The sequence below is a fragment of the Ktedonobacter sp. SOSP1-85 genome (assembly GCF_016587415.1).
Lineage (GTDB): Bacteria > Chloroflexota > Ktedonobacteria > Ktedonobacterales > Ktedonobacteraceae > Ktedonobacter.
Genome location: NZ_BNJI01000001.1, coordinates 1,896,502 through 1,922,320, shown reverse-complemented (window position 1 = coordinate 1,922,320; position 25,819 = coordinate 1,896,502). Strand labels below are relative to the sequence as shown.

Genomic DNA, 25,819 nt, shown 5'->3' with positions numbered 1-25,819 from the left:
AGGCATTCCAATGGCGAGTTTATTTGAGGTACCATTGTTGAATAAATTGCTTGTCAGCTTCAGATAGTGTCGTGTTTATTGGCGTTTCAAAGCCATTGAGAGTTAATTCTTTGGGGATGTGATATAGCATGATGGAGTAGGGGTCAAATGTAGAGCTTTGTGTTTGTGTGTGCTTATAGTGGGTAAATATATTCTTTTCGAGCCACTCATCTGAGTAGCCGGTATAGTACTTTTTTATTGCCACTTTATTCCATTGGATGCTTGCATTAGGGCTCTGGTGTTCGTGGATCAGGCCTAATGCATGACCGAACTCATGCAGAACATAATACGAGAAATCTTTGTCGAGTGAGTTAAGCGTTAACCAACTATAATTCATCGTAGGTTCGCTTTTTGGGATAATCAGTGCATCAGTTCCAATATACGACCATGTCCCGATCTTTCCAGGCTGAAACGTAATACGTATTTCAGCTTCTGGATGATTGTCAAAAAGAAAGGTAACATTGGCGTACTGAGACCATCGTTGCGCATAAGTGGCAACTTTTTGTTGTAATGAGGGGGAGCCTTCTAAAAAAGCTACATGTAAGATGCGGCCAGGTCTCCAGCGTTTGGAGCGTAAGAGGGTAGCCTCAAAAGGAGATCGGTTAATAGGAGTTTCCTCAAAGGCTTTTTGGTTGACAAGCCAGGCCTCTTCTGGAGGGATGATTCGGTCAGCACAAAAGTATTTTGTTGTTTCTGGCATTATATTCCTCCCGATGGAAAACTCATATACTGGCTATTTTGGGGAATATTTCGGATGCTTCGATTTATATTATACATTATTTAATTCAAAAAATACTTGCGGAAATGGAAATGTTAAGCTGCAATAATGTTGCATTCAACACTTATAATAGAACATGCGTTCTCAATGAGCGCGTAAGGTTTTGGTCAAAAAGGCTCTCCTAGAAAGGAGAAGCAGACGAGAGCCGATTGAAAGAGGAAAAGAAAGACAGAGCTCTCATGAACAAACAGGCTTACCCATCGGATCTGACCGATGCCCAATTGGTTTCTTCGTCGGATTTGGAGATGGTATCTTTGAGATCTCGTGGGATATGCTCAGGCATGGGGAGTCTACATTCTCATAGAGTACTCGCCAGTCTCCTCGCAGTGTGGGATCCTGTACAACAGGAACATGGTCTGCGTCATTTAAAAAGTTCAACAGCCCAGACGCCGGTAATAAGCCAATCACACCAAGCAAGGAAGAACCTTGGTCCTTGCCCGTTCTGAAAACGTGGTAAAGAATGAATGACAAATAGCTGATATTGTGTTAAATATTGATGGGGTTGCCTTTCATTGGGCTCTAGCCTTCTTTTAAAAATGCTCAAACTATTTCGATGAAAGACGGCCTCTTTTAAGAGAGAAAGGAAGTCAAAATTGCCAGGCAAAATAATTAAGCAATATATGTGGGGGTATCAGCCTCATTTCAGGATACACGTTGAAACCGTTACGGAAATTTTGCTCCAATCTCTGGGATGCAAAACTGATGTTGAGATCTTCCTGATCGGGTTTCGAGCCGATGAAGGTAATTATCCAATTTGTGTTGAACCCGAGGACAGCTACATTTCTCCAAGCCAACTCCTAGATGTTCAGGATCGAGCTAGAGTAATCTATCAGGAGCACCCGCGTCGCCACTTGATACACAGTGCAGCGCATATGCATGAGAGGATGCATAGCAAACTTCAGGATGCCTGTCGTGCGGAGGCATTGAAGGAAGCGCTCGATCGTCACTATCTAGCTGGGGAGCTTAGCTTTTTTGTCAGCCAGTCGGCTCTGGTTGAAGCGTACGAAGTACATGTAGCCATTGGGATTCCAACAAATCTATTAGTGGAGATCCCAAGATTAGTAACGCGCGAGAAGGACTATACTCCAATCACCTCGTCGTTGGTATCAAGCGCCGTTAGTGAGATCTTAGCAGAGGCAACAAAAGCTCTGCATGGCCCAGAACCTGGTTCAGTCTCCATTATTGAACGGACAAGTGCAGAGATGGCGAGATCTGCTGCTCAGCGGTTTGTGTGGTCAATGATTGTATTGTCAACAGCGAATATGCCTATATTGCTTTATGATGCTCTTAACGAGATCGCGACGATGCGTTACGAGCGGCGAGAGGGTCTTGGCCGCATGCTGCTGGCTTCACGCAATGCAGCATGGATCACAAGAAAATTTACTCTCAACCAGCCAGTCAATCTCCGTCAGCACCGAACTGTACGTAAACTGTTGGAGCTTAGTGGAGTGAAAGGGCTAGCGCTCCTAACAGACGGACAGAAAATCTACGGTCTTGGGTCACTTGAGGATGGGTATGATCCAACAAGCGAATCTGTATTTTTCATTACGATCATTGGACAAGGCACTTGGGAGATTTACCATTGTGAGCAGTGTCTACTTCATGTGCAGTACGGGCGTCCTATGCTCCCTCATCCACGTCTTGATCGCGAACATTTCATTGATATCGCGGAGCGAGTATTTAAAGATGCAGAGATGTGCAATGCAACTATCTTGTGGGAGCTAGCTCAAGCTGCTGCCCATGCGGAGCATGGAACTATGCTTATCGTCTCTGCGGATGCTGCTGGCGAGGCGCGCAGACTAAGTGCTCAAGCAATTGTCATTGATGCGGTGCCTGTGACAGCGAACGATATAGGTCCTCTTACTGCCATTGACGGGGCAGTCCTTGTAGACCCAAAAGGAATGATGCACGCCATTGGAGTAATTCTGGATGGCGTGGCGACCGAGGTTGGAGATCCGTCTCGTGGATCTCGTTATAATTCTGCAGTTCGCTATCTTGGAACGAGCGAAATCGCAACACTGATCATTTTAGTTTCCGAAGACGGAATGATCAATGTACTTCCGGATCTCCCAAGGCGGATATCGCGCCAAGAACTTCAGGATCTGATTGCCAATCTTCAGGATGAAGCCAAAAAGGTAGGGGAGAATGGCTTTAATCTCGAGAAATTCAACAAATTCTATGATCGTTTAAAAAACCTCAGTTTCTACCTTTCTAGCACACAATGTGATGTGATCAATGAACTCCGCCGAAGAGTGGATGATTGGCTGGGGAACACTAATAACATGCGGATAATATATCAAGAATTACAGCCTTACCCAGGCATGAATGACAGCTATTTTCTGGATGAGTTGTAGGCTCAGAATAACTATTAAGGGCTCTGAAGAAAAAGAGGCAATTTGGCATAAGCAGTTTACCAATTATTCCATAGCCGTATTGCAGCATTGATAAATTTCTCTCCATTAGCAACTGGCCAACAAATGGCGTTGTTATTGCGCAGCAAATAGTGCTGCTCATTCGCACATGTAAATTTAGTGCGATCCGTTGTTTGATAAAGCCAATTGAGAATGTTAAGGACCATTTCCTTATAGGAACCGGAAAAGTTCCTGTTAGGAACATTGTAGAGTAGGCCCTCGATAAAGTATGATGGAGCGCCGCCTTCTTCGATTAAGCCATCGGCTTCGAGCTTACCACGCATGTTCTTAAAAATGCGGACAAGTGGTTTGAAATTATTGTTCGTCGCTTGATGTTTCGCCGTAACGTTTTGCGAGTGTAGTTTCGGATAATTTATAATATAGCCGTTTGATATACTGGCTAAGATAATGCCTGGAATATATTTATAATCACTTGAACTTTTAAACCGGAGATAGTGTCGATACTGATAGCAAACCACCACATCGGCGCTGCGCCGAGACCCGCCTGCTTTGATTCTAATTGCCTTGTTTCGAGGTGTCACGTTATCAGGACCGAAAGCATTTGAAAGGCGGGTGATCACCTCTTGTTTGAACTCAGCAAAAGTGTAGGTAGCGGCACTAAAACCTTGTCGAAATGCCTCTTGCTGCTCAGGTAGCAGATCGCTTATGTCATAACCATAAATGGAATCCAGCCTCATAACTATGTCCACATCGCTGTCGGCATAGATATTTGTATCGTTTCCATATGAACCCTGAAGGAACACTTCAAAATTTTTATTCGCATACGCAGCTTCTGAAGCTAAAAGCGCTTTGCGGGTTATCTGGTATGTGGCACTTGATTGAGCTACTGAGCCTTGCTTTGACCAGGTTTCGAGTTGCGATTCTGGTATGGTCATTGTGCAATATCCTTAAATTTTGAGTGTTGCTCTGATCTCTCTTTCGTATTTGGCAAACGATTCCCTTCCGAGAGAATGGAGTTTTCTCAGTTTTTGTACATCGTCTTCCAATAGATCAGTTGCGTATTCTGGCTGAGGATAAGATTCACTCACACGAACACACGGCACTTGAGGAAATAGAACGATTCTCAGTTGGTCAATTGTTCCTGAGCTTATATTGAACATCTTTGCGATATGCCGAAATGGCCAAAACCTGAAGATGATCTGGTGGAAAATACTTCGTTTCGGTTCATTGTAGCTGCCGACTCCTACGCTCAAAACTGCAATTTCTGAAGTATCCTTATTTAAAGCATGATATGTATCAGCAAGAGCGAAAAGGGTTGGATTATTTGCCACATAACCGCCATCCATTAATAACGGCTCTCCTTGATTTTCTGTTTTTACTTTAACCTTCTCAAAGAATGGATAAGCTGCACAGGAAGCAACCACCGCTTCCGCAATTGTACAGCCAAACCCCGGTTTAAAAGTTGCTGCACGCCCATGAGATTGCTGGACAGAGTTCTTAAAAACCATTGGGCGCTCAAAGTCATAATTAGTGCAAACTATCCCGACAAGCGTTTTGAACGCAGAGAAGTCTTGATCTACAAAAAGTTTATCTGCTTCAGCTTTCAAAGCTTTAGTACGCTCTCTACTAAAACGGTGCCTCATAATTTTTGGAATAAGAGTGAAATAAAGGTTTTCGATTTCTTCAATTCTGTAGCCTAGTGCAATTAGGGCGGTGATTATCGAGCCAGTACTCGTGCCAAAAATTAAATCAAAAACCTCACATAATGGTGCATTTGCGGCTGCTTCCACTTCTTTTAAGACTCCCAATGTATAAACGCCTTTAGAACCACCACCGTCCAGAGAAAGAACTCGAAATGGTTTTGCCACCTCATTGAGTTGTGCTTTATTATCTCCTATCATGTCTGTTATAAACTCCGCATTATCTTAATCTATTCTGTATTTTTACAATGCAAGCCGATCTATCTTTTTCTTACAATCGCCTAAGCATTTCCATCAGCTTTTGCTTCAAGCAATTGAAAGCTCTGTACTATTCTATTTTGTGGCGATAAGTATACCACCAATTTCTTTTTTGTACTATGATATTGCAGAGATCGAGCTGAAATGGCAGCTGTGATGAACTCAAAGGCACGGTTGTCAGCCGCAACGACTTCTGTGCCACGACCAGCAACAAGCAACTGAACATGAGCAGCATGTCTGATCGCTGCTCAAACCTAACAGACGAGCAGCAGTAGCTGCGTCAGATAATGTGCTCTTCGAGGGAGAGGTAAGGGGAGTCTGAAGTTGTCGCTCATTTCTTTATGCAGCAGAAGAACGGATAATGGTAAGGCATAGGGGTTAGTCTATATGACTGCTCTCTCATGTTCATAACTCAGAATCTTGTATTTAACTATATCCTGTGTATTATTCCCTTAATGTTTCTTATGACCTGAAACTAACCCTGAGCTGTATGACGTCATACTGCTCAGGAGGCCAAGGTAGGTTGTGGATAAACTGGATACTTGAGGCGTCGCGTCAAGATATCACAAAACTGATGCAATCAGGAACACAGGTTGAATAAATTAGCTTGTTCTCTTCTGTACAGCGTTGATTAAACGTCTTACCGTCTCGTGTGAGACTCCATAATCTTCTGCAACTTTGCGCAGTGGCTCGTGATTCTCTGTGACGCGTCGTAACACGGTTGGCCACTCCACGTGCGGAATTTTCCACTGGGGATGATGTGGTCCCGGGCGAAGTTGTGATCGGGAAACAATCGCAGGATTGCTAAGAGCATCCTCAACAGGATGATCTGGAACAGCTTCGCTTGGCTGCTCTTGACACACAAGAAGAGCATCTTTCGCCGAGCAGAGAACGTCAAGAGGGATGAGTCCTAGGTGCGACCGATGGTTCGTCGCCCGTCGGTTCCGCCGGTTCCGCTGTCGCACCCGGGATTGCTATTGCTTCCCGGGTGCTTCCCTTTCTTTCCTTTCTCTTCCAATCCAGTGGCTGCTATTGAGATGTTGGTTTCTCTTCTCGTTGGTAAATCGGGCTCTGCAGTGTTATTTCTGGTGCGATTGAAATCGCTTCTGAAGCAGACAGCAGGTTGAACGGCTGAGGTACTGCGCAGGAAAAATCCATGAGCTTGTCTGTTCCTGTCTTTTACAGAGACCGTGGTGAGAATGCCCTGGTCGGTGATGACTCTGTTGGGAAATTTTGTCCGGACAAGTTGTCGAGAAAGAGGAATAAGCACAAGCGGTATTTAAGGCGTGAAAGAGGCACCTTGACAGTCATTTTTCAGGTGAGTTCGCTCTCTTTTCTGCCCATTTTTGCATTCCATGCCTCTTTCGCAGATAGTGATTCCCTCGTCAGGACAACCTGATAAAATTTTTCAACAGAGTCATTGATGCCGGGGATGAATCGCCACCCCCGCGTGAGCGTGAGGATCGGAAAAAGCCAGCCTTTTAGAACTTGCGTTCTTTGTGACTCTCTGGTACAATAGACGTGCTAGGATCGATCGCACGTACGAGATTGAAGGAGGAGCGGGTATGCCAAAGAAATGCCAGGGACAACGCAAGCAGAAGGAACAGCAGGAGAAACGGCCTGCCACCCCCACCTTCCTGCTCGAACTGCCCCTGGTCGTCAATGCAGGGCAAGCCTCCCGCTTGCGTGCCCACCTGGAAGCCGCCCGTCAGCTCTACAATGCCATCCTCTCCCAAGGCCAAAAGCGCCTGCGTTGCATGCGCGCTGACCCTGCTTGGCACGTGGCTCGTACCCTTCCTCGCACCCAGAAAGCCGAACGGGCCGCCGCCTTCTCCGCCTTGCGCAAAACGTATGGCTTCACCGAGGCGGCCTTGCATGAAGCGGTCAAAGGACTGCGCGTGGGCTGGATTGCCGAGCACATCGAGGCGGTGCTGGCACAAACGCTGGCCTCCCGGGCGTACCGCGCCCTCAATCGCGTCTGCCTGGGCAAGGCCAAACGCGTGCGTTTTAAGAGTCGAGGACGTGGCTTCTCCAACATCGAGAACAAGCGCAATGATACCAGTCTCCGCTTTGTCTTGCAGGCGCCCGAAGCTGGAAACGCGGGCTTTGTGCTCTGGAACGGGGACCAGCTGCCCGCTCTCATCGATTGGAAGGATGAGGTGGTCACGCATGGGCTGAGGCACCGCATCAAGTATGTTCGCCTCATCCGACGTCCCGCCAGTAGCCCCAGAGCAGCCGGTGCTGATGCGCAGGGCGATCGCTACGTGGTGCAACTGGCCTTGGAGGGTAAGCCTCACCACAAGCCTAAACACACGATTGGCACGGGCACCGTCGGAGGGGATTGGGGACCCTCGACCCTGGCCCTCGTTCCCCAGGAAGGGGAGGCGAGCCTGGAGGTCTTCTGTGCAGAACTTGCTCCCGAGGCCCGTGCCATTCGTCGGTTGCAGCGGCAAATGGATCGGCAGCGGCGAGCGGCCAATCCTGAGCACTACGACGAAAAGGGGCGCATCAAGAAGCAGGGCAACAAGAAGCTCCAATGGAAGCAGAGCAGGCGCTACCAGGCCACCCGACGACGAAAGGCGACGAGAGAGCGCAAGCTGGCAGCGCACCGCAAGAGCCTGCATGGCCGCAAGGTGCATGAAGTGATGAAGCTTGGCACCACCATCATCATCGAAAAGATTTCCTACAAGGCGTGGCAGAAGCAGTTTGGCAAGAGCGTGGGACTGCGAGCACCAGGGATGTTTGTGGAACTCTTGAGACGCACCGTTGCAAGCACGGGCGGCACCCTGGTGGAAGTTCCCACACGAACCACGGCATTGAGCCAATGGTGCCACGGCTGCGGCAGACGGGTCAAGAAGCCGCTCTCTCAGCGCTGGCATCAGTGTGCATGTGGCGTGGGTCCCGCGCAACGTGACCTCTACTCCGCCTTTCTTGCCGCCTACCTCGATCCAGCAGATCCAACTCCCTCGTGTGCCCGATACCAGGGGTATTGGGATGGTGCGGAAGCGCGCCTGCGGGCAGCACACGAGCGTACTCGTCAACGCGCGAAAGAGGGGCAGAGCCTGCCCCAAAGCTTGGGCATCTCCCGAGCCGGAGCGCGTCTGCCCAAAAGTCCAGGCGAACCACCACAAGAGCGAGCAGGTCTCACCAAAGGGGACTGGCTCGAAGCGTGGAACGAACCCTTGGAACCCCCGTTGCTTTAGCACAGGGAGCTCTCAGTGTACAGTTCTACTTGTGAAACGGCAAACCAAAAAGGAAAAGAACAGGTAGGACAGATGGAGATATCATCACAGACGCGTCAGCCAGAACAGCCAGCCTGGAATTGGCCCCTTGATGATCAAACGCCGGTGGACATTACCCCCTATTATGTCTCCAAATATTCCAAAGGGGGACTGAGTTACTGGGTTGGAGCAGCGCGTTCCGTCGGTCTAACTGCTCAGGATTGGGAACAGCGACGAAAAGCTCCTATTGTGTATCTTCTCAAAGTCGGCAGCGACGCCATCCATGAACGGCTCTACTATAGAATAGCGCGCACACTCGATTTGCCACAACAACATGTATTCTGGGCTGTTACGCCACCCCATACTGATTTGGTTGCCGCTGCTATCCAATTTGAGCCAGAGGCATTTTTCCCGAGAAGGATTGATGTTTCCACAAAAACAGTACTGTATCGTAGGAGAACCCATTTCGTTCCCAATGCAGAGGATTTCTGGCGTCACGATGTCTTACACTACTATTGTGGAACTGGAGATATCCACCAGGCAATGGTGAAAGGAAATGTGCTTTTTGGTATCGATGCAGCGGATTGTACGTTTCGTGCGCCTTTTCTAGAAAACTACTGGCAACAGTATCTCGACCATTATCAAGCCCAAGATCCGATACGCCTTCCCGTCATCTATGAGATGATGCAGCGCATTGCTCACCATGCTGAATTGCCTGAACTGGTAGAGCAAGAGCTAGGAGAGGCACCAGGGCCGGTTCTGGAACACCTTGCTTATCAGCATGCTATTCCCGGTGAAAATATACGTGCGATGCATAATGAACTCCTTCATAATCTCCAAAAACTATCTCCCACCTTTCCAGGGGCTATTTTTCTATAGGCACTCGCTGAAACGTGACCACTTCTTTGAATTCGTGCAGGTACTCTCTCACTTGCTCAAAAGACAATGGCTCCTGTTGTTGAAGTTGTTTCACCGGCCTTGCTTGTTGATCTCGCCTTGTTTGCTTTGCTCTCCTTATTTTTTCGACATGATTCTCCCTGCTCTGCTTGAATTTCCTGTCGAGGTAGGATGAGTCATTTTGCCATGTGATGCTTCTACTGTATCCATTCTAGTCTTTTTTGGCAAGCTCTTGGACTTCTGAATAGATATTTCACGATGATTCAGTGCCAATGCTGGTATCTCCACCGCTTTTCTGATGCCATGTGGTAGTCTTATGAGAGAGCAGGAGAGAAAAGTGCATGACAAAGAAACAACCACCATGGATGTTCGGTACACCTCGTTCAATGCCAACTCGAGGTGGAGTACCAGAAGCCGTCAAAGCGGAAGTTAGCACAAAGGCGAATGATCTAATCGAGACGGTTTTGAAGCCACAGTATATCCAACCGCCACCTGATAATCCACAGTTCAATTATATCGTCGATCTGTATGGAAAGTGGTATCAGCGCTATTTTTATCTCTGTGCAACCTATCGTGTTCCAGATCCAGATGCACGGGTAGCGAGTTTTGAGGTAAAATGAGCGCGTATGGAGTACTCGCGCGACAATCGCTTTCACCTCTCGTTTCCACGCCACACTGGGCAATGGGTAGAGTTGTATACGGACCTGCCATTAGATGAGTGCCTGGTCTCTATCAGGGACGAGCCATTCTTTTTCCCCTAGTCGCGTAGCAACAGGCGAACCATGGCAACACCAGTAACAGGATAGTTTCTCATTCATCGCCTTCGGCGCTTCTTTTTCTTCGTTCGCTGCTGCTGCGATGGCCGTTGTTGCTGGTGTTGTGCTTGTTGCTGATGCTGCTCAGACAACAGGTGAGCGGCATACTCAGCACGTGTGCTACTCGTATTGGGAAGCCCCTGCCGCTGACAATAGGCTTCTAGTTCGTCCACATCAACAGTCATATCAATCGGATACATACCAAGTGCCGCCATCTTTTGCTTGGTGTCCTGCAAAACGTGGTACCACTCCTGCCAGGTTGTCTCCAAATCACTGGCGTCTTCTGCCGTGGCTAAGAGTCTGGCGTATTGTTCTGGTACGTAAACAGCGACAGCTATTGCCAGAGAAGGAGCGCTCAAATCTTTCCTCATGGAGTTCGCTTCCTGTCTATCAGTCAGAAACTCAAGCGGTTTCACTGACTCCCCTTCCACCTCTCGCTTCAAGACCATTACAGCATATCACACAACATTGGGAGCGGGCATTTGCTATCACGCACTCGGTTTTTGCCTCATCAGAACACATCTCCCACATCTCGTCTGCTATACTACAATAGGGCTATTCTCCCCAGACAACCTGTGCGAAGCAACCTGGAGAAAGGGCAATGCTTTGCTGCATGAGCGTACAAGGTATACTCTGCTATGAGCAGAGAGGACAAAGTACCACGCAACAATCAAATGGAAAGCGCTTTTCTGCTTGTCTTGAGTGAAAGATGGAGAAGATCTCATGGCAGAACGGATTAAGAAAGAAGACGTTGCCCGCCGGCTGGCTACACGTATGGACACGGATGAAGCGACAGCAACAGCCTGGGTTGATGGCGTCATTGAAATATTGTATGAGGCTTTTAAAGCGGGAGAAAGCGTCACGTTGCCAGGTTTTGGCGGCTTTTTTGTTCGCCCCGAGCCGAAAAGCTGGGTTTTCAAGTTCAATCCGGGCCAGCGCTTGCGCGCGCTGTTTGGTTGGTCATCAACCTACACTGGCAAACTCTAAACGAACAGAACAGTGAAAACATTCCAGGATATACTCTCTGCATCAGGACTGCAACATACAGGTGAAAGGTGACTGAACAATGACCAGAGCAAGTTGGGTCGAGCTTTGTGTGAGCAACTTCGAGCAATCCATCACGTGGTTTGAGAACGTCCTGGGTTTTCATGTTACCGCCCGCGACGCCAATGAATATGCGGAATTGTCACGTGATGAGACCTGTATTCAACTGGCAGCAGACGATACCCCATACTGGGAGACCGAGCGTTCACACCTTATTCCACCAGGGCAGCGAGGCAGTGGCGTTGAGATCGTCCTTCTGGTAGAGAACATCGATGCCATCTATCATCAGGCACAACAGGCTGAGGCTGACATCGTGCGCCCACTCGCCGAGTATCCCTGGCATATGCGGCAATTTTGGGTGCGTCATCCTGATGGCTACCTCCTTCGTCCGGCGCAAAAAATCCTCTCAGTCCATCCAACGATCTATCGTCGTCAGGTGGCTGACGCTTTTCAACGCGATATTCCACGTATTACGCAGGGATTGCAAGCAGTAAAAGAGGCCGCCGAGAAGTTGACACAACAACGGGACTATCTTGGTGCGACCACCATCTATGAAACGCTGGTGACAGAAATCTTTGAGCAGTCTCACCTCTACTACGAAGAAGAAGCTGAATACGATGGCTACCATGAAGAAGAAGGGTACTATCCCGAAGAGGAAGGATTGGAGGAGTTTGTCACAGAATGTATTGAAGCGCTGGGTATCATTTTGGCGAACGAACGGACCGATCGAGTGGCGCGTGAGAAGAGCATCGAGGTGTTGTTTGAGATCTATCAGCATGACTTGCATGCAGATGATGGGCACGGCTTTGATTCCAGCGCTGCTGATCAACTTGTCCGCTACACCACGCCGTTGGAATGCCACACACTCGCAACGAGGATTCGCAAGATTCTGGGCGGAGAAGAAGAAGCACTCACTGGTTCACGGCGTCAAGCCTATGGAAAGCTCTGGCTGGATCTAGAAAAAGAGACACTCGACGACGAAGCTTACCTGCGCATCTGTCGCGAAACCGGGCGCACTACTGACCTGATTGATCGGCTTTTGACACTTGGGCGCATTGACGAGGCCACCAGGGAGACGCGGCAGGTCGATGATCTTGTATTCCTCGGATTGGCCGATCTGTTCATCCAGCATGGACAAGATGCCGAAGCTGAGCGCTTGATGAAAACCCGTGTTCAGGAGAAACCGGCTCTCCACCTCCTGGAATGGCTGCAAAAATACTATCGGGACAGGGAGAATCTTGGTGCTGAGCTGGAGATGGCCGAAATGGTGTTCCGTGTGCAGCCACTTCTCAATCGCTATCGGGAGATCCGCAATCTCGCCAGGAAGCTCAATTGCTGGGAGACACTTCAACCGCAGTTACTCGCTTTTTTGGAGCAAGGCAAGAATGCCACGCTCCTGATCCAGATTGCCTTAGACGAAGGGGACATCGATCACGCCTTGCAATTGCTGAAAGGGATGGCAAAGAAGGATAGCTATGGTTATGCCTACGAATCTTCCTGCTATGGATATTATGGATTCGGCAACATTGCTCTCCAGGTTGCCGGATCTGCCGAAGAGACGCGACCGCGTGAGGCCATTGAATTGTATCAGCAGCACGCTGAACGATTGATCGCTCAGCGTGGTCGTCAGAATTATCAGGTAGCTAGCCAGTATCTTGCGAAGGTGCGTGCGTTGTACGAAAGACTCGGTGAGCATGAGGTATGGACGAGTTACATGAAAGCGTTGCATGAGCAAAACCGCAACCTGCGCGCGTTGAAAGAAGAATTGACGAACGCTGGCTTGTAATACCGAGATTGCCTAGTCGTGCGATGAGGAGGTTGGGGAATTTGGCCCGAGCACGACGACTTGTCGATGTTTTATGTCATTGCCTGCAAATATTTGAACCTCATGGGTCGTTGTGTGAATACGGCCAATTGGCTCTCCTTTCCCCTCCATGTAGACCGAAGTCCAATCTATACCTTTGGTGGAGAGATCCATCAGCAACGAAATTTCCCATATTACGTTGAACTGCGCGACAATGTGTCCATTTTGAAATAGCAGGCGCAACGTCTTGTTCCTTCTAGATAAAAAATAGCGTATGCTTTCACCATTGTATCTTATTTTTGCCTTTTCCTTAAAATAAAAACGCCTCTTTCCCCCACTCAGACTGCATCTAAAGCGTTGTTCTTCTGTAATTGTTCTGGTTTGGAAGAGCCGGTTAAACTAGAAGGAAAAGTCGTAGAACAATAAGCGAGGTGTTCATTAGGGGCGCAAACGGGCCATTTGTCTGATGCAATAGGAGAAGCTTTCTCCGCCCAGTGCGGAAAGCTTTACTATGGGCTATCTCAGCTCTGTTCAATTTGAACGAGCTAATAGTTGACTTTTTATTTTCAGGGGCCTGTAAAATCGGTTCATCCGTATCTTTAATACTCAGCAATTCAAACGATGTTGCGAAAAGCAAGATCGAATGTCCCGTTTAATAGGGTTAATGTTCTAGAAGCGTTAGAGGGGGATACAGGGCGAGGAAATAAAGAGGGATGATCTGTTTGCCGTTCGTATGCTTCCGGGTGATCATTTCTTTCTGCAAAGTTCGCAACATTTGCTTTTTAATGCGGTACGACATGACCTGATGAGTTTAGCATGATATCAGAAAACCTGTGCATACAAGAAATTGCCAACAGCAGCAAACAAAGAACCTAGACTTTAAGCGCCTGGAGGGCAACCACAAACACCCGCAAACAAGCTGAGCCGACTCCGGCCATCGGCTCTTTTTTTATGCCCGCAAACATGCCATATTTTAAGTTTGACCTGTTTACTCCCACGGGATACGCAACGAGATGTACCTATGACTGAAGTGGCTCTCGAACGTCCTTCATTGCTGTTATGCTTTCTGTGAAGAAGTAACATCCCCCTATCGTCAACAAGCAAATGCTGTGGCCAAGATAGCTTCTGAAGCCGTTTCGCACTCTATCAACTGTGTGCTGCTGCAATCTCGTTGCGCAACCCGTGGGTTCAGCGTGTTCAAGTACATACCCAATTAGGGGGAAGTATGTCCCACTATAATTGAAATATAGAGGTTATCTAAACTTCTCTGGGATAGCACCATGCGTCCCGTTTCATGGTCCTTACACGACCAACGAAAGGAGCAGATATGTCCCATCTTTTACATTACATGCGACGAACCATCATGTACGCTCGTCAACATTATAGCCAACTGCACATACGACGAACCATCATGTACGCTCGTCAACATTATAGCCAACTGCACATACGGCGAATCGTCATGTACGCTCGTCAACATTATAGCCAACTGCACATACAACGAATCATCATGTACGCTCGTCAACACCATAGACAACTGCAGGGAATGCTCCTCATCGTTGCTCTCCTGGCCAGCATGATCCTGCTTGCCCACTCCCTCGCTATCACCCAGCAAGCGGCAACGCACTATGCACCCTCATTACATCCATCTATCGGCTATCCACATGGTGCTAGCTCCCCCGCTGCCGTTCCGCATAATTCGACCCCCCAGGTCGCCTACTCGGATGGTGCTAGCTCCCCCGCTGCCGTTCCGCATAATTCGACTCCCCAGGTCGCCTACTCGGATGGTGCTAGCTCCCCCGCTGCCGTTCCGCATAATTCGACCCCCCAGGTCGCCTACTCGGATGGCGCTAGCCGCCTCGATATGGCCTATCCTGGGCGGACTCGCTCCTATCATCGTCTATCCTGGCGGCAGCCCATCCATCGTCTATCCTGGCGGCAGCCCATCCATCGTCTATCCTGGCGACAGCTCATCCATCGTCTATCCTGGCGACAGCTCATCCATCGTCTATCCATATGGCGGCCCTTCCGCTAAGCTGAAATAGCAACCTGTCACGCAGTGTGTTGCAGATAATTTGTATCCCGTCGGTTCCGCCGTCGCCACCGTGATGTGACTAACATCCCGGTGGCTTCTTCGTATTCAGTCACTTCCTCAAGCAGCCTCAGCACTGGTAGAAATGCTGGACGAGGTTTGAGTGGGGCAATCATCTTCAATTCGGTATCATAATAGAACCCTTCTAGTTCCAAGAGAATGGTCACCATTTCATACCGCTCTTTGGGCGTAGCAACATCCCACAAGGCGGCCATGGCTGGGAGATGTTCACCAGCTTCTCTCACCTCGTCGTAGATGACTCCACCCACGTCCGGAACATCAAGCTTTTTGAGTGCGAGGGTGATAGCAGCCATTTCGCCATCAAACGCTTCATCCTCGATATACCCTTCTCTGTGCTGCTCGAGCGTGCGATTTTTTTGAGTCTGAGGCGCTCTTTTTCGCGCTCGGCGGTTTCCGGAGTGGCTGTATTGGCGAAGGCCTTGGCCATCATGTCGCGGCGTATGAGGTCTCGCCAGTTTTCCGGCAATGCTCTGCTTTTGAGCAATTCGCCAAAATGAGCATGTACCGTTCTCGGTTCTGACATTTCCGCTCTCCTGCTCCGATAAATGTAGTAAAACGTATGCAAGCACAGCCTTACTGCATCGTTCGTTGTTGTTACTTCATCCGTAGGTGCCTCAATGCCTGGGCATTTTTGGTCTTACCCCGCGTCCATAACCAAGTTCACGTCCGCGTCCGAGCCAGTACCGCTGACGACTTGATCAACCAGCCCGATCAAGTGAAGGGCTTCGCGCAGAATGTTCAGAGATGCGTTATAATCTCTATCCTGTTCAAATTGATAATAGGCGCATTTCTGGTTTTGGCAGAGAAAAATGCGGTCAGACAACGCCATGTCTTCCCACTTCCAACGGCAACAATGGCAGGTCTTACTGGAGGGAAAGAAGCGCCCCACCTTCATGACCTGTCCCCCGCGCTGCTCAACTTTGCTGGTGAGCAGGTTCAAGAGCTTGCCGAGCGAGGCATCAGAGAACGAGCGAGCGAGCTTGCGATTTTTGAGCAATCCCTTGAGATTGAGGTCTTCAATCCCAATGATCCCATAACAGTCAGCGAGCCTGGTGGTCAGCTTGTGGAGCACATCCTCTCGCATGCAAGTGATACGGTAGTGCAAGCGTGCGACCTGCCGACGGGCTTTCTCCCGATTCGCGGGATCCCTGTTTCCTGCGATGCAGCCGCTTATTCGCTTGACGGAGCTTCCCCAGTGCCGTTTTGAGAAATGCTTGGTTTTCGTATTCCTCTCCGGTGCTCAAGGTGACCAATCGGTTCAAGCCCACATCGATGCCAATGGCTGCGGGTCGCTTTGCTGATTGCTTATCTGGAACTTCGACGGTGATCGCGATGAACCACCAATCCGCTGTGCGCGTCACCCGTGCCCCGGTGATTTTTCCCTGGAATCTCAGATTCTCCGCCATATTCACCCATCCGAGTTTGGGGATCCACACTCGGTGGTCCCCTCGTTCCATCTGATCGTTCGCGAGATAAAAGCTCGGTTTACTCCGCTTTTTGCTCTTGAATTTGGGACGGCGAGCCTTGCCCTCGAAGAACGCCGTAAAGGCTTTGCCCAGGTCCAGAATAGGCTGATCCGAAGCATTCTTCGTGACTTCCCACGTCCAGGGGAATTGTTCCCGCCTGATCTCGTTGAATTGCTTCTTGAGCTTCAAAGCGGTCGGTTTCTCTCCGGCTGCATATTGCCGATTCCATTCAGCCAATGCCCAGTTCCAGACGAACCGGCTGGTTCCCGCTGCCTTCGCGAAGTAATTGGCTTGCTCAGGTGTAGGATGCAGCCGAATCTTGTGCGCACGAATCATCGACAGTTTCCCTTACAATAGATTAAAGCGCATGATGCATGTCTATATTAGAACATTCCTTCTCCAGTGTCAAGGGAAGAGAAATGTATGTCTTTTGCCACCATTTAATGGTGTTCTCCTATCTTCTTGAAAACTGTCGCATTCTCTTTGCAAGTTGACAGTACCGATCAAACGAGATGCTCGCTGGCTGTTCCGAGCTGCCCCCCTCCCTCTGTCCGAATAAGCAAGCGGCTCAAGCCGACGGCTACCAGGGCACTACTTCCCACCAAGGCCCATCCGAGAGCTGAAGGAAGGGCCAATCCCAGGAACGTGCGGAGTGGCGCGACAGTGAACGCGGCAGCTAGTACACCAACCGAACCACCGACTGCGGTCAGCACCGAGGGGGTGAGTGTCCCCTCAGCCCGCCCTGCGTCAAGCGTCTGTGCAAGCTGGGTTATCACCACGCTGGCAAAGGCCACAGAGCGAGCCTGTGGCAAGGTACCCGTCAACCGGGTGATGAGATAGGAGAGCAGTGACGGTAGCGCTGTTGCAAGTCCACGACGCAACACATCAAAACGCAAGGTTCTGTTAAGTGCGCCTGTGCCCTCGCGACTAAGATGAGCAAGTCGCCGATGCTCAGGCCCCTGAAGCGCGACAGCTAGTGAAGGGAAGATATCCGTGATTGCGTTTACTGCGAGCATCTGGGAAGCGGTAAGCGGTGTACTCAAGCCGAGCAGGCTTGCGCCAACTACCAGGGCAAGTTCACCCATGTTGCCTCCAAGTAGCAGCCCCAGTGCACGCCGAATATTCCGCCAGAAACTACGCCCCTCGACAAGTGCTTCCACCAGTGTAGAAAAATCGTCGTCAGTCAGGACCAGATCGGCCGTCTGCCGGGCGACCTCGGTTCCCCCAATACCCATAGCAACGCCAACGTCAGCCAGGCGCAACGCGGGCGCGTCATTGACTCCATCGCCCGTCATGGCGACGACGTGCCCACGACGTTGCAAGTGTTCGATGATGCGCAGTTTATCTAAGGGGGTTGCACGCGCGATAACGGCTGCCCGCTCCAGGCGTCTGTCGACTTCCTCATGAGAAAGATCGGCGAGTTCTTTCGCGACCAGGACCTGGCCCTGATCCACCAGCAAGCCCGCCTCGCGCGCGATAGCGCATGCCGTCGAGGGATGGTCACCGGTGATCATGATGACCCGTACCCCCGCCTCGTGACATCGCTGGACCGCCGGGCACACGGTTTCACGCAGTGGATCGCTGATGCAGACGAAACCGAGTGCCGTCAGGTCTTGCGGATCTTCAAGTACACTGGCGTTGCTTCCTTCAGCCACCATCAGAACACGTAAACCGCGTTCCGCCAGGCTCTGGGCTCGTGTGAGCAGCTCCTGTCGCTTTTGCGTGTCTACTGGCAGTTTTTCACCATGTACAAGCATCCAGCGACAACGCTTAGCGAGCACCTCCGGCGCTCCTTTAAGGCAGGAACGCCCCCGCGTCACGGTGAGATGAAAAGAGCGGACGGGGTCGAAAGGAAGTTCCGCGCTGTGCTCGACATATAGTTCATTGTCCAGGGTGGCATCCAATGCTCCCTGGATGATTGCCACGTCAGTTGGATGAGCGCGCATATCCGGCGCATCTGGATGGGGGCTGGCGAGAGCCGCAGTGGAGAGGACCTGTCTCAACTCCGGCGAGAGTTCCCCTGGCACACTCGCCTCCTGCTGCATGTCAGCAACTAGAGTCAGCATCAGGCGCCCCCTGGTCATCGTACCCGTTTTATCGGCACAGGCGACATCCACGCGCCCAAGTGCTTCGACAGCCGAGAGCCGTCGCACCACTGCGTTATGACCAATAAGCCGACGCGCTACACCGGCCTCCCCGACCCTGGCAAGCAGGGGAAGCCCTTCAGGGATTGCCGCCAGGGCTACCGTGACTCCCGTGGTTATAAGCGCTGTCAGCGAGCGCTTCCAGAGCAAGCCAGCCCCGACGACGAGCGCCCCACCCGCCAGAGAAAGCGGCAGGAAATAGCGCAAGATCTGACTTAAGCGAACACCAAGTGGATTGAGCACTTCTTCTTCAGCAGCAAGAGCTGCCTTGAGGGTTCCCAGCCTGGTTTGGCGCCCGACTGCTACCACCACGGCGGATCCGGTTCCAGAGGTCACATCGCTTCCCTCCAACAAAATATGATTCGCATCCGCCAGCCCATCAGAGCGCTTTGGTACTGGGAGCGATTCGCCCGTCAGAGCCGCTTCGTCTACTTCGAGTCCCTGGGCAGTCAGTATGCGAGCATCAGCTGGAATACGATCACCTGGTGACAGCAGCAAGATATCTCCCAGTACAATCTCGCCAGCGTCCACCGTCATCGCCTGCCCATCGCGCAGCACCTGCACACTCGTTGTATCCAGATGTTGCAACGCTTCAGCAACCTGGTCTGCCTTCTGTTGTTGCCAGGCACCTACGGCGACATTAAGGAGAATCGTGCCCCCTATCAGAAACACGTCGCCAGTGGCTCCCAAGAAGAGCGAGAGCGCCGCTCCCGCGGCCAGAATACCCGTCAAGGGAGAGCGAACCTGTTCCCAGAGCGCCGAGAGCAGGCGGTGAGAAGGCACAACCACTGGCGTCTGGCGTCGCCGTTGCTCCGCTTGCGCCACCGTTAGCCCTGAAGGGGAGGATTGCAGCGTCTGGAGGACTTCCGCGATGCTTCTGTGTCCCCAGCGCTCAGGATGTGGATCGACCAGCGTCGCGAGAGCGGATCTGGAGCGTTTCCCCCCTCGTAAACGTAACCAGCTCGCGGCAATTGCCGCGAGCGAGGTCAGATGGACTCCGCGGGAGGCAATCTTCAACGCAGGTAGACCACGCAAGCCCCAGAAAACACCGATGAGATTAGAGAGGAGAGAGAAGCCAACAGCGTCACGTACAGCGGCATCACGGCACGCACTCGCCTCAATGATCGCGACGACCGCCCGTAAATCGCCAGCCATCAGGTCCGCTCGTGCTGGCAGCCGACTGCGACCATCGCTGAGTCCAATCGCCAGATCGCAGGCGGCAAAACCCTCTGCGGCGGCCGCGTGATCAGAGACAAACGCCACCACCCCCCCTTGCTGTTGCCTGGCGCGAATGATGGTCGGCGCGTCATCTTGATTGAAAAGCGCGACATGCGCGCGCTTAGCAAAGGCTTCAACCGCAACCTGATCGCCAGCCGCAAGGATGCCAATCTCAACACCATAACGCTGGCAGACCTGAACCAGCAAGTCGATCCCCTGTGCCAAGCGCGGACGAAGCGCGAATATCCCAAGTGGCTGCTCACCGTGCTCACGGCGTAGCACGAGGACATAGTAGCCACGCTGGCGCAAGTTCGCGGTATTTGGCAACGCGCTCCAATTCTCAACAGGACCTAGTGTATAGCCTTGCCCGTCAATCGTAGCCGTGGCCACCTTTCCATCAAAAGCGTCCAGGATTGCGGGTAGACAATTCACGTCCTTGAAGATATCGCCCCAGGGAGACCCGGCGGCCATGGAGACGCTAGCGGCGTGGGCAAGCAACTGCGCTATGTCATGTGCCTTTGCCAAAGGAAAGGCGCCCCCAAGCTCCAGTTCGTCCATCAGCAGGCGTACCCCATCGAGCAGCAGCAATTGCGGAAGACGAAGCATCCGTTCCTTGCGTGTACTGACCACCGTCACTCCAGAGCGTATCAATCGCGCATAAGCGGCGAGATCGGCGGTATCCTGGCCGATAGACGCTGTGCGAGGATTGACCAGGAGGAGCGCTGCCAGCGTCTGGTTCAAGGAGCGTGTCAAAAGAGCGGTTACACCAGCAAAGGCAAGCACGCACGGACCCACAATCTGCTGATAGCGATCGTAGGAGGTAGGAGTCAGGGGAGCTGGACGAGGTTGAGGAGTGAACGCGTCAAAGGAGGCAGCGCCTTGAAGCTTGAGCGCGAATGGACCACCATAGAGCCGTACTCCCGCGGGAATGCGATCACCCTGAAGGACCGAAAAAGGCATACCATCACGTCCAATGCCGGTTCCAGTTCCCGATATGACAAGAGCAGCCAGAGGAGTACGCTCACCTGTTTCTAGATGTATCAGGGCATCGGGTTGGTCCGTTGGCGCGTTCGCCATATGCTCCAGGTAACGTTGCCAGGCCTGCCGTCGCGCCTGCGTGGTAGTGAGGTGGCCCAGCGACTCCGAGCCGATCACGGCCAATCCAAGCGGACTATTCGCCAGTGACAACAGAAGGATGCTGGGCAGACTGACAAGAAGATCCGCGGCCGTGCGTCCGATGAGCCTGCGTAGCCCATAACGCACCATGGGAATACCCTGAAGGATGCCGATGACGCTTGAAACATGTACCGCTGTTTCAGCACCGGGCAGCTCCTCCTTGGCTCCGAGCAACTGGCGCACCGCCAACATCCCCAGGCCAAGCGTCGAACCCAAAAAGCGCGTCGCACTTTGCACGAGCGGCCCCGCTTCAAGGGGATAGGTAGGGCTCGACTCTCCTGGAAGTTCTGGCAACTCCAAACCTATCATTGCCGCCAGGATATCATCCAGTTCGGCCTGATGCTCATCAAACTCTACCAGCACACGCCCGGTTAAGAGGCTCACCTCTGCTCGTATACCTGGGAATTCAGTGAGTTTCTCTAGTACGCGCTGGGCCAGGGAGGGGTCGCGCTCCAGGCCGCGAACGGGAATGCGTGTGCGCACAAGCCGGCCTCGCCGCTCTGTTACAGCGTGCGAGCGTGGAGCCGCTTCTTCCGCTTCCACTATGTGAATTTGCGCCAGTTCAAGCTGGCTCACCGCCTCAAGAATAGTCTGTTCATCCGTGACCGTGGCGTCAAACTGGATCAGCACATTCCCAGTCAGCTCGTTATCCTGGACACGTTGGACTCCCTGCATCTGGCGCAATCGCGCTTTTGCGACACGCCTTTCCTGTTTTGACCATCCTGGGAGGTGAACACGCATGCGACCTGGAAGGGTATGAAGAATAAGAGGCTCTCCAACAACGGCTACGCTCATACACATTCTCGCTTTACTCGTTCAGTCAGTAAGTTCAGGAGAGGTGCATGAATGTCGGGTAGGCACGCTATTTATAAGCCCCTAGCCCCCTGTAGGTGTAGCGTTTACAAGCACCCCCCTTTCTTTTCATTATTTTGCTACTGCATCATTTCTTCGCCTGTTGGCGAAGATGTTGTGCATCTACCAAGATATCCTCAATATCCTCTTGTAGATAGGCGCCGAACCGTTGGGCCTGAAATAGAGCGCGCTTACTTATGTCGCTCAGTTGCTTACTCGTGCTATCGACCACGGCTTCAGCTCTCGGCAAGGCAGGTTGAATGCGATCATTGTTTACGGCATCGCTATTGGTCGGCTCGTGTGCTTTAGCCTGGATGTGATCCACAGAATCAGCCTCCGCGCGTGCTGTCACAATGGCCTGCTGAATACGTTGGCGGGTGAGTGCTGCGAGCAATCCAATACGTTGTCCTATTACCTCAAAGGCCTCATCAGCTCTTGCGATTGCCGACCGCCCCGACATCTCCCCTGACTCCTGGTGCATCACTGTGTCCCTTCCTTGTCCGGTATCGATGGTTTTGCAGCCGCTTTGTCAAGAGGGGTAGACCCCCTCGCTGCCGCTTCAACCTCTGATGTTGCAATCGTTTCTCCACCGACCTGCTGGCCCTGACTTCCCGCGTTCTGTGTCTGCTGTGCTGCGGTAGAGGCGGCTACCTGCATACCACGCCCCAGGCTTCGGGCAAATGAAGTCACTACATCACCTGCAACAAGCACACCCGCTGCTCCATAGACAACCCCTTTGCGAATGACTTTGCGCACCCTGGGAGAGAAGAGAGCGGCAGTAATTATAGCAGTAGTAGCGACTTCGGGTTCTAAAAAATTCTCGGCATCCATAAGTCTATTCTTCCTTTCGCTTTATCATTCTTCAGGAGCACTGTACCAGGAGAGAATCTATACGAACATCATAGACCACCCTTTAATAGATGCCTTTATCTAGAAGAACTTATAGCAGGCTATACCAGAGGGGCAGAAATCATGTGTGTTGCCTGCGAGGAATACGATGAGGAAAGACACAACGGTTGGAGAAATCAAGCGCCCAGGCGAGCAACCCATTGCTCGCCTGGGGGGTGTTCTGCCTAATCTATCAAACCTATCCATTCGACAATCTGACAGCACGCCCATACAACCCTGAGGAATTGCGTACCTTGTTCGACGAGTGTCACCCAGGGGGCTGGCTGGCTGGCGTACTTGGCGGGCTCGACGACGTGTTCCATGACCGTATCAGCAAACTGCAATACCTTATCCACGGTATTACCCTCCTGTCTGATGCTGGCAACGTTCCCCTATGCAAGAAGAGGGGAGAAGCACCTCACACTGCTCGTTTTTCAGTACTACTTGAAAGATGGCCACAGGCAAAACGAACAGCAAAGCGACAGTAGGACATACTCGAGCAGGAACTATCGGTTTGTGAGCGATTTGCCTGTAGAACGATACCAATACCTCCTACAACTGGGAGGTTGACTACTATCACCGTCCATACAGACGCGTCTCCTTTTCGCTGAAAGGTACTATTTCACCACCTGCCAACACTTCCTTCCACCCTCGGAGAAGAAGGATATTCACACTCGTCATGTTCCCTCAGTACCCACCAAAATTCTCAACGAAACGTTGCTGTTTCTCGTTTCATTATAATCATCCACAATATCCGACCGAGCCAGGGCGCCCATGGCTCAATGCTTTGGTATCTGGCTCTTGTGCTGATTTACTTGCTCCTGTTTTTAGGGAAAACGAAGACGATCAGGCATCGACGCAAAGACCGATTTGCACTCCTGATTAGTCGCACCCCTCACCACGAGCAAGAAGAATTACTCATCTTGATATCAATGCGGAAACAAAGGTTGTACACATTGGCCTGGCAACGTAACGGGAATATTCTGTCGAATGGCTATGTTAATTATAGACAGGCAAGCGGTGTTGCCGTGCTTCTCAGTCTGGTTTCTGATGGCGCTGTAGAATCGCTTTCGACGCCTGCTCGTAACGGGAAGTGGGGCCTGTTTCTTGTCGTTCTCAGTGAGGAGACATTTAGTAGTTGGGCGCAAGTGAGCATACGTACCGCATACTCCTGCTCCTTTCGGCAACCGCCATGTAACACCATGATGGTGTGTCCTTTGGGTTACCAATTCATTAGAAGGATGTCTCTATGTATTCTCGCAGAAAACGCCTACATATGCTGCCACCACTCATTTTGTTAGGTCTTGTCGCCGGTCTCTTGCTGACAGCCTGTGGCGGCAATACCAACGTCGCGACGAATAACAGCAAGGCCGCGGCGAATCAGCAAATCTTGGTACAGCCAATTAGTGGCTACTCGGATATTCAGACCCTTGATCCCGCGCTCGCGAATGAAATTCCGGCCCTGAACGTTGACAATATGCTGTATTCAGGACTGGTGCAGCTTAATAATAAACTCCAGGTGCAGGGGGAGCTTGCCTCCTCTTATAGTGTGGCGCCAGATGGGATTACCTGGACATTCAAGTTGAAACCAAACACCACATTTAGCGATGGGCAATCCCTCACTTCGGCGGACGTTGCCTTTAGCATTGATCGCGCCCTTGAGCCGACGCTGAAGTCCAGCGTCTCGCCCGCGTATCTCGGCTTAATCAAAGATGCGGCGCGGCGCAACCATGGCGAGATCAAAACGCTGATAGGTGATAGTTTGCTGACGCCTGACAAGCAGACGATCATTATCAAGACTAGCAAACCAGCTGCGTATTTTCTCCAAACGCTGACCTACCAGTGCTCATTTGTTGTGGAAAAGAGTCTGATCGATAAGTATGGCAACGATTTTAGCGATCATCTGAATGAGGGTATTGGAGGGTCTGGCCCCTGGATGGTCTCGCAATATATTCACAACAAAGAGATCGATTTTGTCCCCAATCCAAAGTACTTTGGCCCCAAACCCCAGCTCAAAAAGGTCGTTATGCCGTTCGTCAGAGAGGGCGATACGACGTATAAGCTGTATCAGAGCAACCAGGTTGATTCAGCTCCCATCCCCTCGACGCAGATTGCGAACGCCAGATCTCAGCTTGGAACACAGTTCCACCAGCAGCCTTTGCTGGATGTCTATTACTTGAGCCTGAACTACCTGGCAAAGCCGTTTGACAATATCAAGATACGTCAAGCTTTCGATCTGGCAATCAATAAAGATGCCATCGCTCATAATGTCTTTCACGATATGGTCATTCCGACGAATCATATCGTTCCATCCGGCATGCCTAGCTATAATGCCAACTTGACAGGATCACAAACCCATAAAGGTACAAATAGCGATGTTCAGCTTGCCAGGCAGTTGTTTAACCAGGGCTTAAAAGAAGAAGGCCTGACCCTGGCTGACCTTCCTCCCATCACATTCACCACGGCCTCGCAAGGATCTGCGGACAAGAGAAATGAGTACTCCGCGCTCCAGCAGATGTGGGAGTCCGCACTAGGGGTCAATGTCAAGATTGATGACATAGAACTCACGCGTTTATATTCTGAACGCAGCGCCACGGTCAATAATCCCAATGGTCTCCAGTTGCACACATTGGATTGGATTGCGGACTATCCAGATCCTCAAAATTGGTTGACTCTGCTGTTCGACCAGGGTTCGCCCAAGAATGCCGGGAACTATGGACAGAACCATACGTCAAATGCCATTCAACAGCAGGCGAATCAACGCCTCCTGGAGCAAGCTGACGTCAATCAAAATCCGGCTGAGCGTCTCAAACAATACAATCAAGCGGAGCAAGCACTGATCAACGATGTTGCCTGGATTCCAATTTACCAGAACACTAATGTTTTGGTGCGCAAATCTTGCGTCGTTGGTATTGTTGATAATGCCCAGAATATGATTCCTCCCGCTGACTGGGGAAATATTTACATCTCAACAGCGACTCCTTGTGCCAATACCAGTCAATATCAATAGCGAGGTTGCACCCGATTCAGTAGCCTG

17 protein-coding genes and 1 pseudogene are annotated in these 25,819 nt (G+C 51.1%); 8 read left to right on the top strand and 10 right to left on the bottom strand.

What is annotated here, in order from left to right:
• Nucleotides 1-19 precede the first annotated feature (19 nt).
• Complete coding sequence (locus KTE_RS08195) at nucleotides 20-739, bottom strand: M12 family metallopeptidase (protein WP_201380121.1); 720 nt, start codon at nucleotides 737-739, stop codon at nucleotides 20-22.
• Nucleotides 740-1,410: 671 nt separating this feature from the next.
• Here KTE_RS08195 and KTE_RS08190 point away from each other — a divergent pair.
• A complete protein-coding gene (locus tag KTE_RS08190; RefSeq protein ID WP_201380119.1) occupies nucleotides 1,411-3,171 on the top strand; it encodes a diadenylate cyclase in 1,761 nt (586 codons plus the stop codon).
• 56 nt (nucleotides 3,172-3,227) lie between these two features.
• Here the strand turns inward: KTE_RS08190 and KTE_RS08185 are convergent, their stop codons facing one another.
• Together KTE_RS08185 and KTE_RS08180 are read right to left on the bottom strand one after the other, a co-directional pair.
• The gene (locus KTE_RS08185) at nucleotides 3,228-4,124 is read right to left on the bottom strand and encodes a nucleotidyltransferase (protein ID WP_201380117.1); all 897 of its coding nucleotides are present in this window, start codon (nucleotides 4,122-4,124) and stop codon (nucleotides 3,228-3,230) included.
• A gap of 12 nt (nucleotides 4,125-4,136) precedes the next feature.
• Entirely contained in the window at nucleotides 4,137-5,090 is a 954-nt protein-coding gene (locus KTE_RS08180) for a patatin-like phospholipase family protein (protein WP_201380115.1), read from the bottom strand.
• Between the two features lie 1,622 nt (nucleotides 5,091-6,712).
• On the opposite strand from KTE_RS08180, the gene KTE_RS08175 reads away from it, so the two are divergent.
• From KTE_RS08175 to KTE_RS08165, 3 genes are all read left to right on the top strand, one after another.
• Nucleotides 6,713-8,350 carry a zinc ribbon domain-containing protein gene (locus KTE_RS08175; protein ID WP_201380113.1) on the top strand — a complete coding sequence of 546 codons (1,638 nt, stop codon included), beginning with the start codon at nucleotides 6,713-6,715 and terminating at the stop codon, nucleotides 8,348-8,350.
• A gap of 72 nt (nucleotides 8,351-8,422) precedes the next feature.
• Nucleotides 8,423-9,247, top strand: a complete 825-nt coding sequence (locus tag KTE_RS08170) for a hypothetical protein (protein WP_201380111.1) — start codon at nucleotides 8,423-8,425, stop codon at nucleotides 9,245-9,247.
• A 359-nt stretch (nucleotides 9,248-9,606) separates the two neighbouring features.
• The gene (locus tag KTE_RS08165; RefSeq protein ID WP_236600327.1) at nucleotides 9,607-9,885 is read left to right on the top strand and encodes a hypothetical protein; all 279 of its coding nucleotides are present in this window, start codon (nucleotides 9,607-9,609) and stop codon (nucleotides 9,883-9,885) included.
• Between the two features lie 194 nt (nucleotides 9,886-10,079).
• Here the strand turns inward: KTE_RS08165 and KTE_RS08160 are convergent, their stop codons facing one another.
• Nucleotides 10,080-10,451, bottom strand: a complete 372-nt coding sequence (locus KTE_RS08160) for a hypothetical protein (protein WP_201380109.1) — start codon at nucleotides 10,449-10,451, stop codon at nucleotides 10,080-10,082.
• A gap of 352 nt (nucleotides 10,452-10,803) precedes the next feature.
• Here KTE_RS08160 and KTE_RS08155 point away from each other — a divergent pair, with 352 nt between their 5' ends.
• The 3 genes from KTE_RS08155 (at nucleotide 10,804) to KTE_RS08145 (ending at nucleotide 14,960) form a co-directional block, all read left to right on the top strand.
• Nucleotides 10,804-11,067 carry an HU family DNA-binding protein gene (locus KTE_RS08155; RefSeq protein ID WP_201380107.1) on the top strand — a complete coding sequence of 88 codons (264 nt, stop codon included), beginning with the start codon at nucleotides 10,804-10,806 and terminating at the stop codon, nucleotides 11,065-11,067.
• Nucleotides 11,068-11,146: 79 nt separating this feature from the next.
• Nucleotides 11,147-12,910 carry a glyoxalase/bleomycin resistance/extradiol dioxygenase family protein gene (locus KTE_RS08150; protein WP_201380105.1) on the top strand — a complete coding sequence of 588 codons (1,764 nt, stop codon included), beginning with the start codon at nucleotides 11,147-11,149 and terminating at the stop codon, nucleotides 12,908-12,910.
• A gap of 1,345 nt (nucleotides 12,911-14,255) precedes the next feature.
• Complete coding sequence (locus tag KTE_RS08145; RefSeq protein WP_236600326.1) at nucleotides 14,256-14,960, top strand: hypothetical protein; 705 nt, start codon at nucleotides 14,256-14,258, stop codon at nucleotides 14,958-14,960.
• A 17-nt stretch (nucleotides 14,961-14,977) separates the two neighbouring features.
• Here KTE_RS08145 and KTE_RS08140 read toward each other — a convergent pair whose 3' ends face one another.
• From KTE_RS08140 to KTE_RS08115, 6 genes and pseudogenes are all read right to left on the bottom strand, one after another.
• Nucleotides 14,978-15,331: a hypothetical protein gene (locus tag KTE_RS08140; RefSeq protein WP_201380104.1), complete on the bottom strand. Its 354-nt coding sequence runs from the start codon at nucleotides 15,329-15,331 to the stop codon at nucleotides 14,978-14,980.
• Between the two features lie 344 nt (nucleotides 15,332-15,675).
• Nucleotides 15,676-16,840 (bottom strand): annotated as a pseudogene (locus KTE_RS08135) (RNA-guided endonuclease InsQ/TnpB family protein).
• Nucleotides 16,841-17,007: 167 nt separating this feature from the next.
• On the bottom strand, nucleotides 17,008-21,837 hold the full coding sequence (locus KTE_RS08130; protein ID WP_236600325.1) for an HAD-IC family P-type ATPase: 4,830 nt from the start codon (nucleotides 21,835-21,837) through the stop codon (nucleotides 17,008-17,010).
• Between the two features lie 145 nt (nucleotides 21,838-21,982).
• Entirely contained in the window at nucleotides 21,983-22,375 is a 393-nt protein-coding gene (locus tag KTE_RS08125) for a hypothetical protein (RefSeq protein WP_201380102.1), read from the bottom strand.
• On the bottom strand, nucleotides 22,375-22,725 hold the full coding sequence (locus KTE_RS08120; RefSeq protein WP_201380101.1) for a hypothetical protein: 351 nt from the start codon (nucleotides 22,723-22,725) through the stop codon (nucleotides 22,375-22,377). The genes KTE_RS08125 and KTE_RS08120 overlap by 1 nt, the downstream gene beginning before the upstream one ends.
• A 242-nt stretch (nucleotides 22,726-22,967) precedes the next feature.
• Entirely contained in the window at nucleotides 22,968-23,138 is a 171-nt protein-coding gene (locus KTE_RS08115; RefSeq protein WP_201380100.1) for a hypothetical protein, read from the bottom strand.
• Nucleotides 23,139-24,031: 893 nt separating this feature from the next.
• Here KTE_RS08115 and KTE_RS08110 point away from each other — a divergent pair.
• Nucleotides 24,032-25,792 (top strand): ABC transporter substrate-binding protein, encoded by a 1,761-nt coding sequence (locus KTE_RS08110; protein WP_201380099.1) that lies wholly within the window; start codon nucleotides 24,032-24,034, stop codon nucleotides 25,790-25,792.
• Nucleotides 25,793-25,819 lie beyond the last annotated feature (27 nt).

Bases quoted from the DNA above. Each gene is read 5' to 3' on its own strand.
- KTE_RS08195 (WP_201380121.1), bottom strand. From the start codon at position 739: ATGCCAGAAACAACAAAATACTTTTGTGCTGACCGAATCATCCCTCCA.
- KTE_RS08185 (WP_201380117.1), bottom strand. From the start codon at position 4,124: ATGACCATACCAGAATCGCAACTCGAAACCTGGTCAAAGCAAGGCTCA.
- KTE_RS08180 (WP_201380115.1), bottom strand. From the start codon at position 5,090: ATGATAGGAGATAATAAAGCACAACTCAATGAGGTGGCAAAACCATTT.
- KTE_RS08175 (WP_201380113.1), top strand. From the start codon at position 6,713: ATGCCAAAGAAATGCCAGGGACAACGCAAGCAGAAGGAACAGCAGGAG.
- KTE_RS08170 (WP_201380111.1), top strand. From the start codon at position 8,423: ATGGAGATATCATCACAGACGCGTCAGCCAGAACAGCCAGCCTGGAAT.
- KTE_RS08165 (WP_236600327.1), top strand. From the start codon at position 9,607: ATGACAAAGAAACAACCACCATGGATGTTCGGTACACCTCGTTCAATG.
- KTE_RS08160 (WP_201380109.1), bottom strand. From the start codon at position 10,451: ATGAGGAAAGATTTGAGCGCTCCTTCTCTGGCAATAGCTGTCGCTGTT.
- KTE_RS08155 (WP_201380107.1), top strand. From the start codon at position 10,804: ATGGCAGAACGGATTAAGAAAGAAGACGTTGCCCGCCGGCTGGCTACA.
- KTE_RS08150 (WP_201380105.1), top strand. From the start codon at position 11,147: ATGACCAGAGCAAGTTGGGTCGAGCTTTGTGTGAGCAACTTCGAGCAA.
- KTE_RS08145 (WP_236600326.1), top strand. From the start codon at position 14,256: ATGTCCCATCTTTTACATTACATGCGACGAACCATCATGTACGCTCGT.
- KTE_RS08140 (WP_201380104.1), bottom strand. From the start codon at position 15,331: ATGGCTGCTATCACCCTCGCACTCAAAAAGCTTGATGTTCCGGACGTG.
- KTE_RS08130 (WP_236600325.1), bottom strand. From the start codon at position 21,837: ATGAGCGTAGCCGTTGTTGGAGAGCCTCTTATTCTTCATACCCTTCCA.
- KTE_RS08125 (WP_201380102.1), bottom strand. From the start codon at position 22,375: ATGCACCAGGAGTCAGGGGAGATGTCGGGGCGGTCGGCAATCGCAAGA.
- KTE_RS08120 (WP_201380101.1), bottom strand. From the start codon at position 22,725: ATGGATGCCGAGAATTTTTTAGAACCCGAAGTCGCTACTACTGCTATA.
- KTE_RS08110 (WP_201380099.1), top strand. From the start codon at position 24,032: ATGTATTCTCGCAGAAAACGCCTACATATGCTGCCACCACTCATTTTG.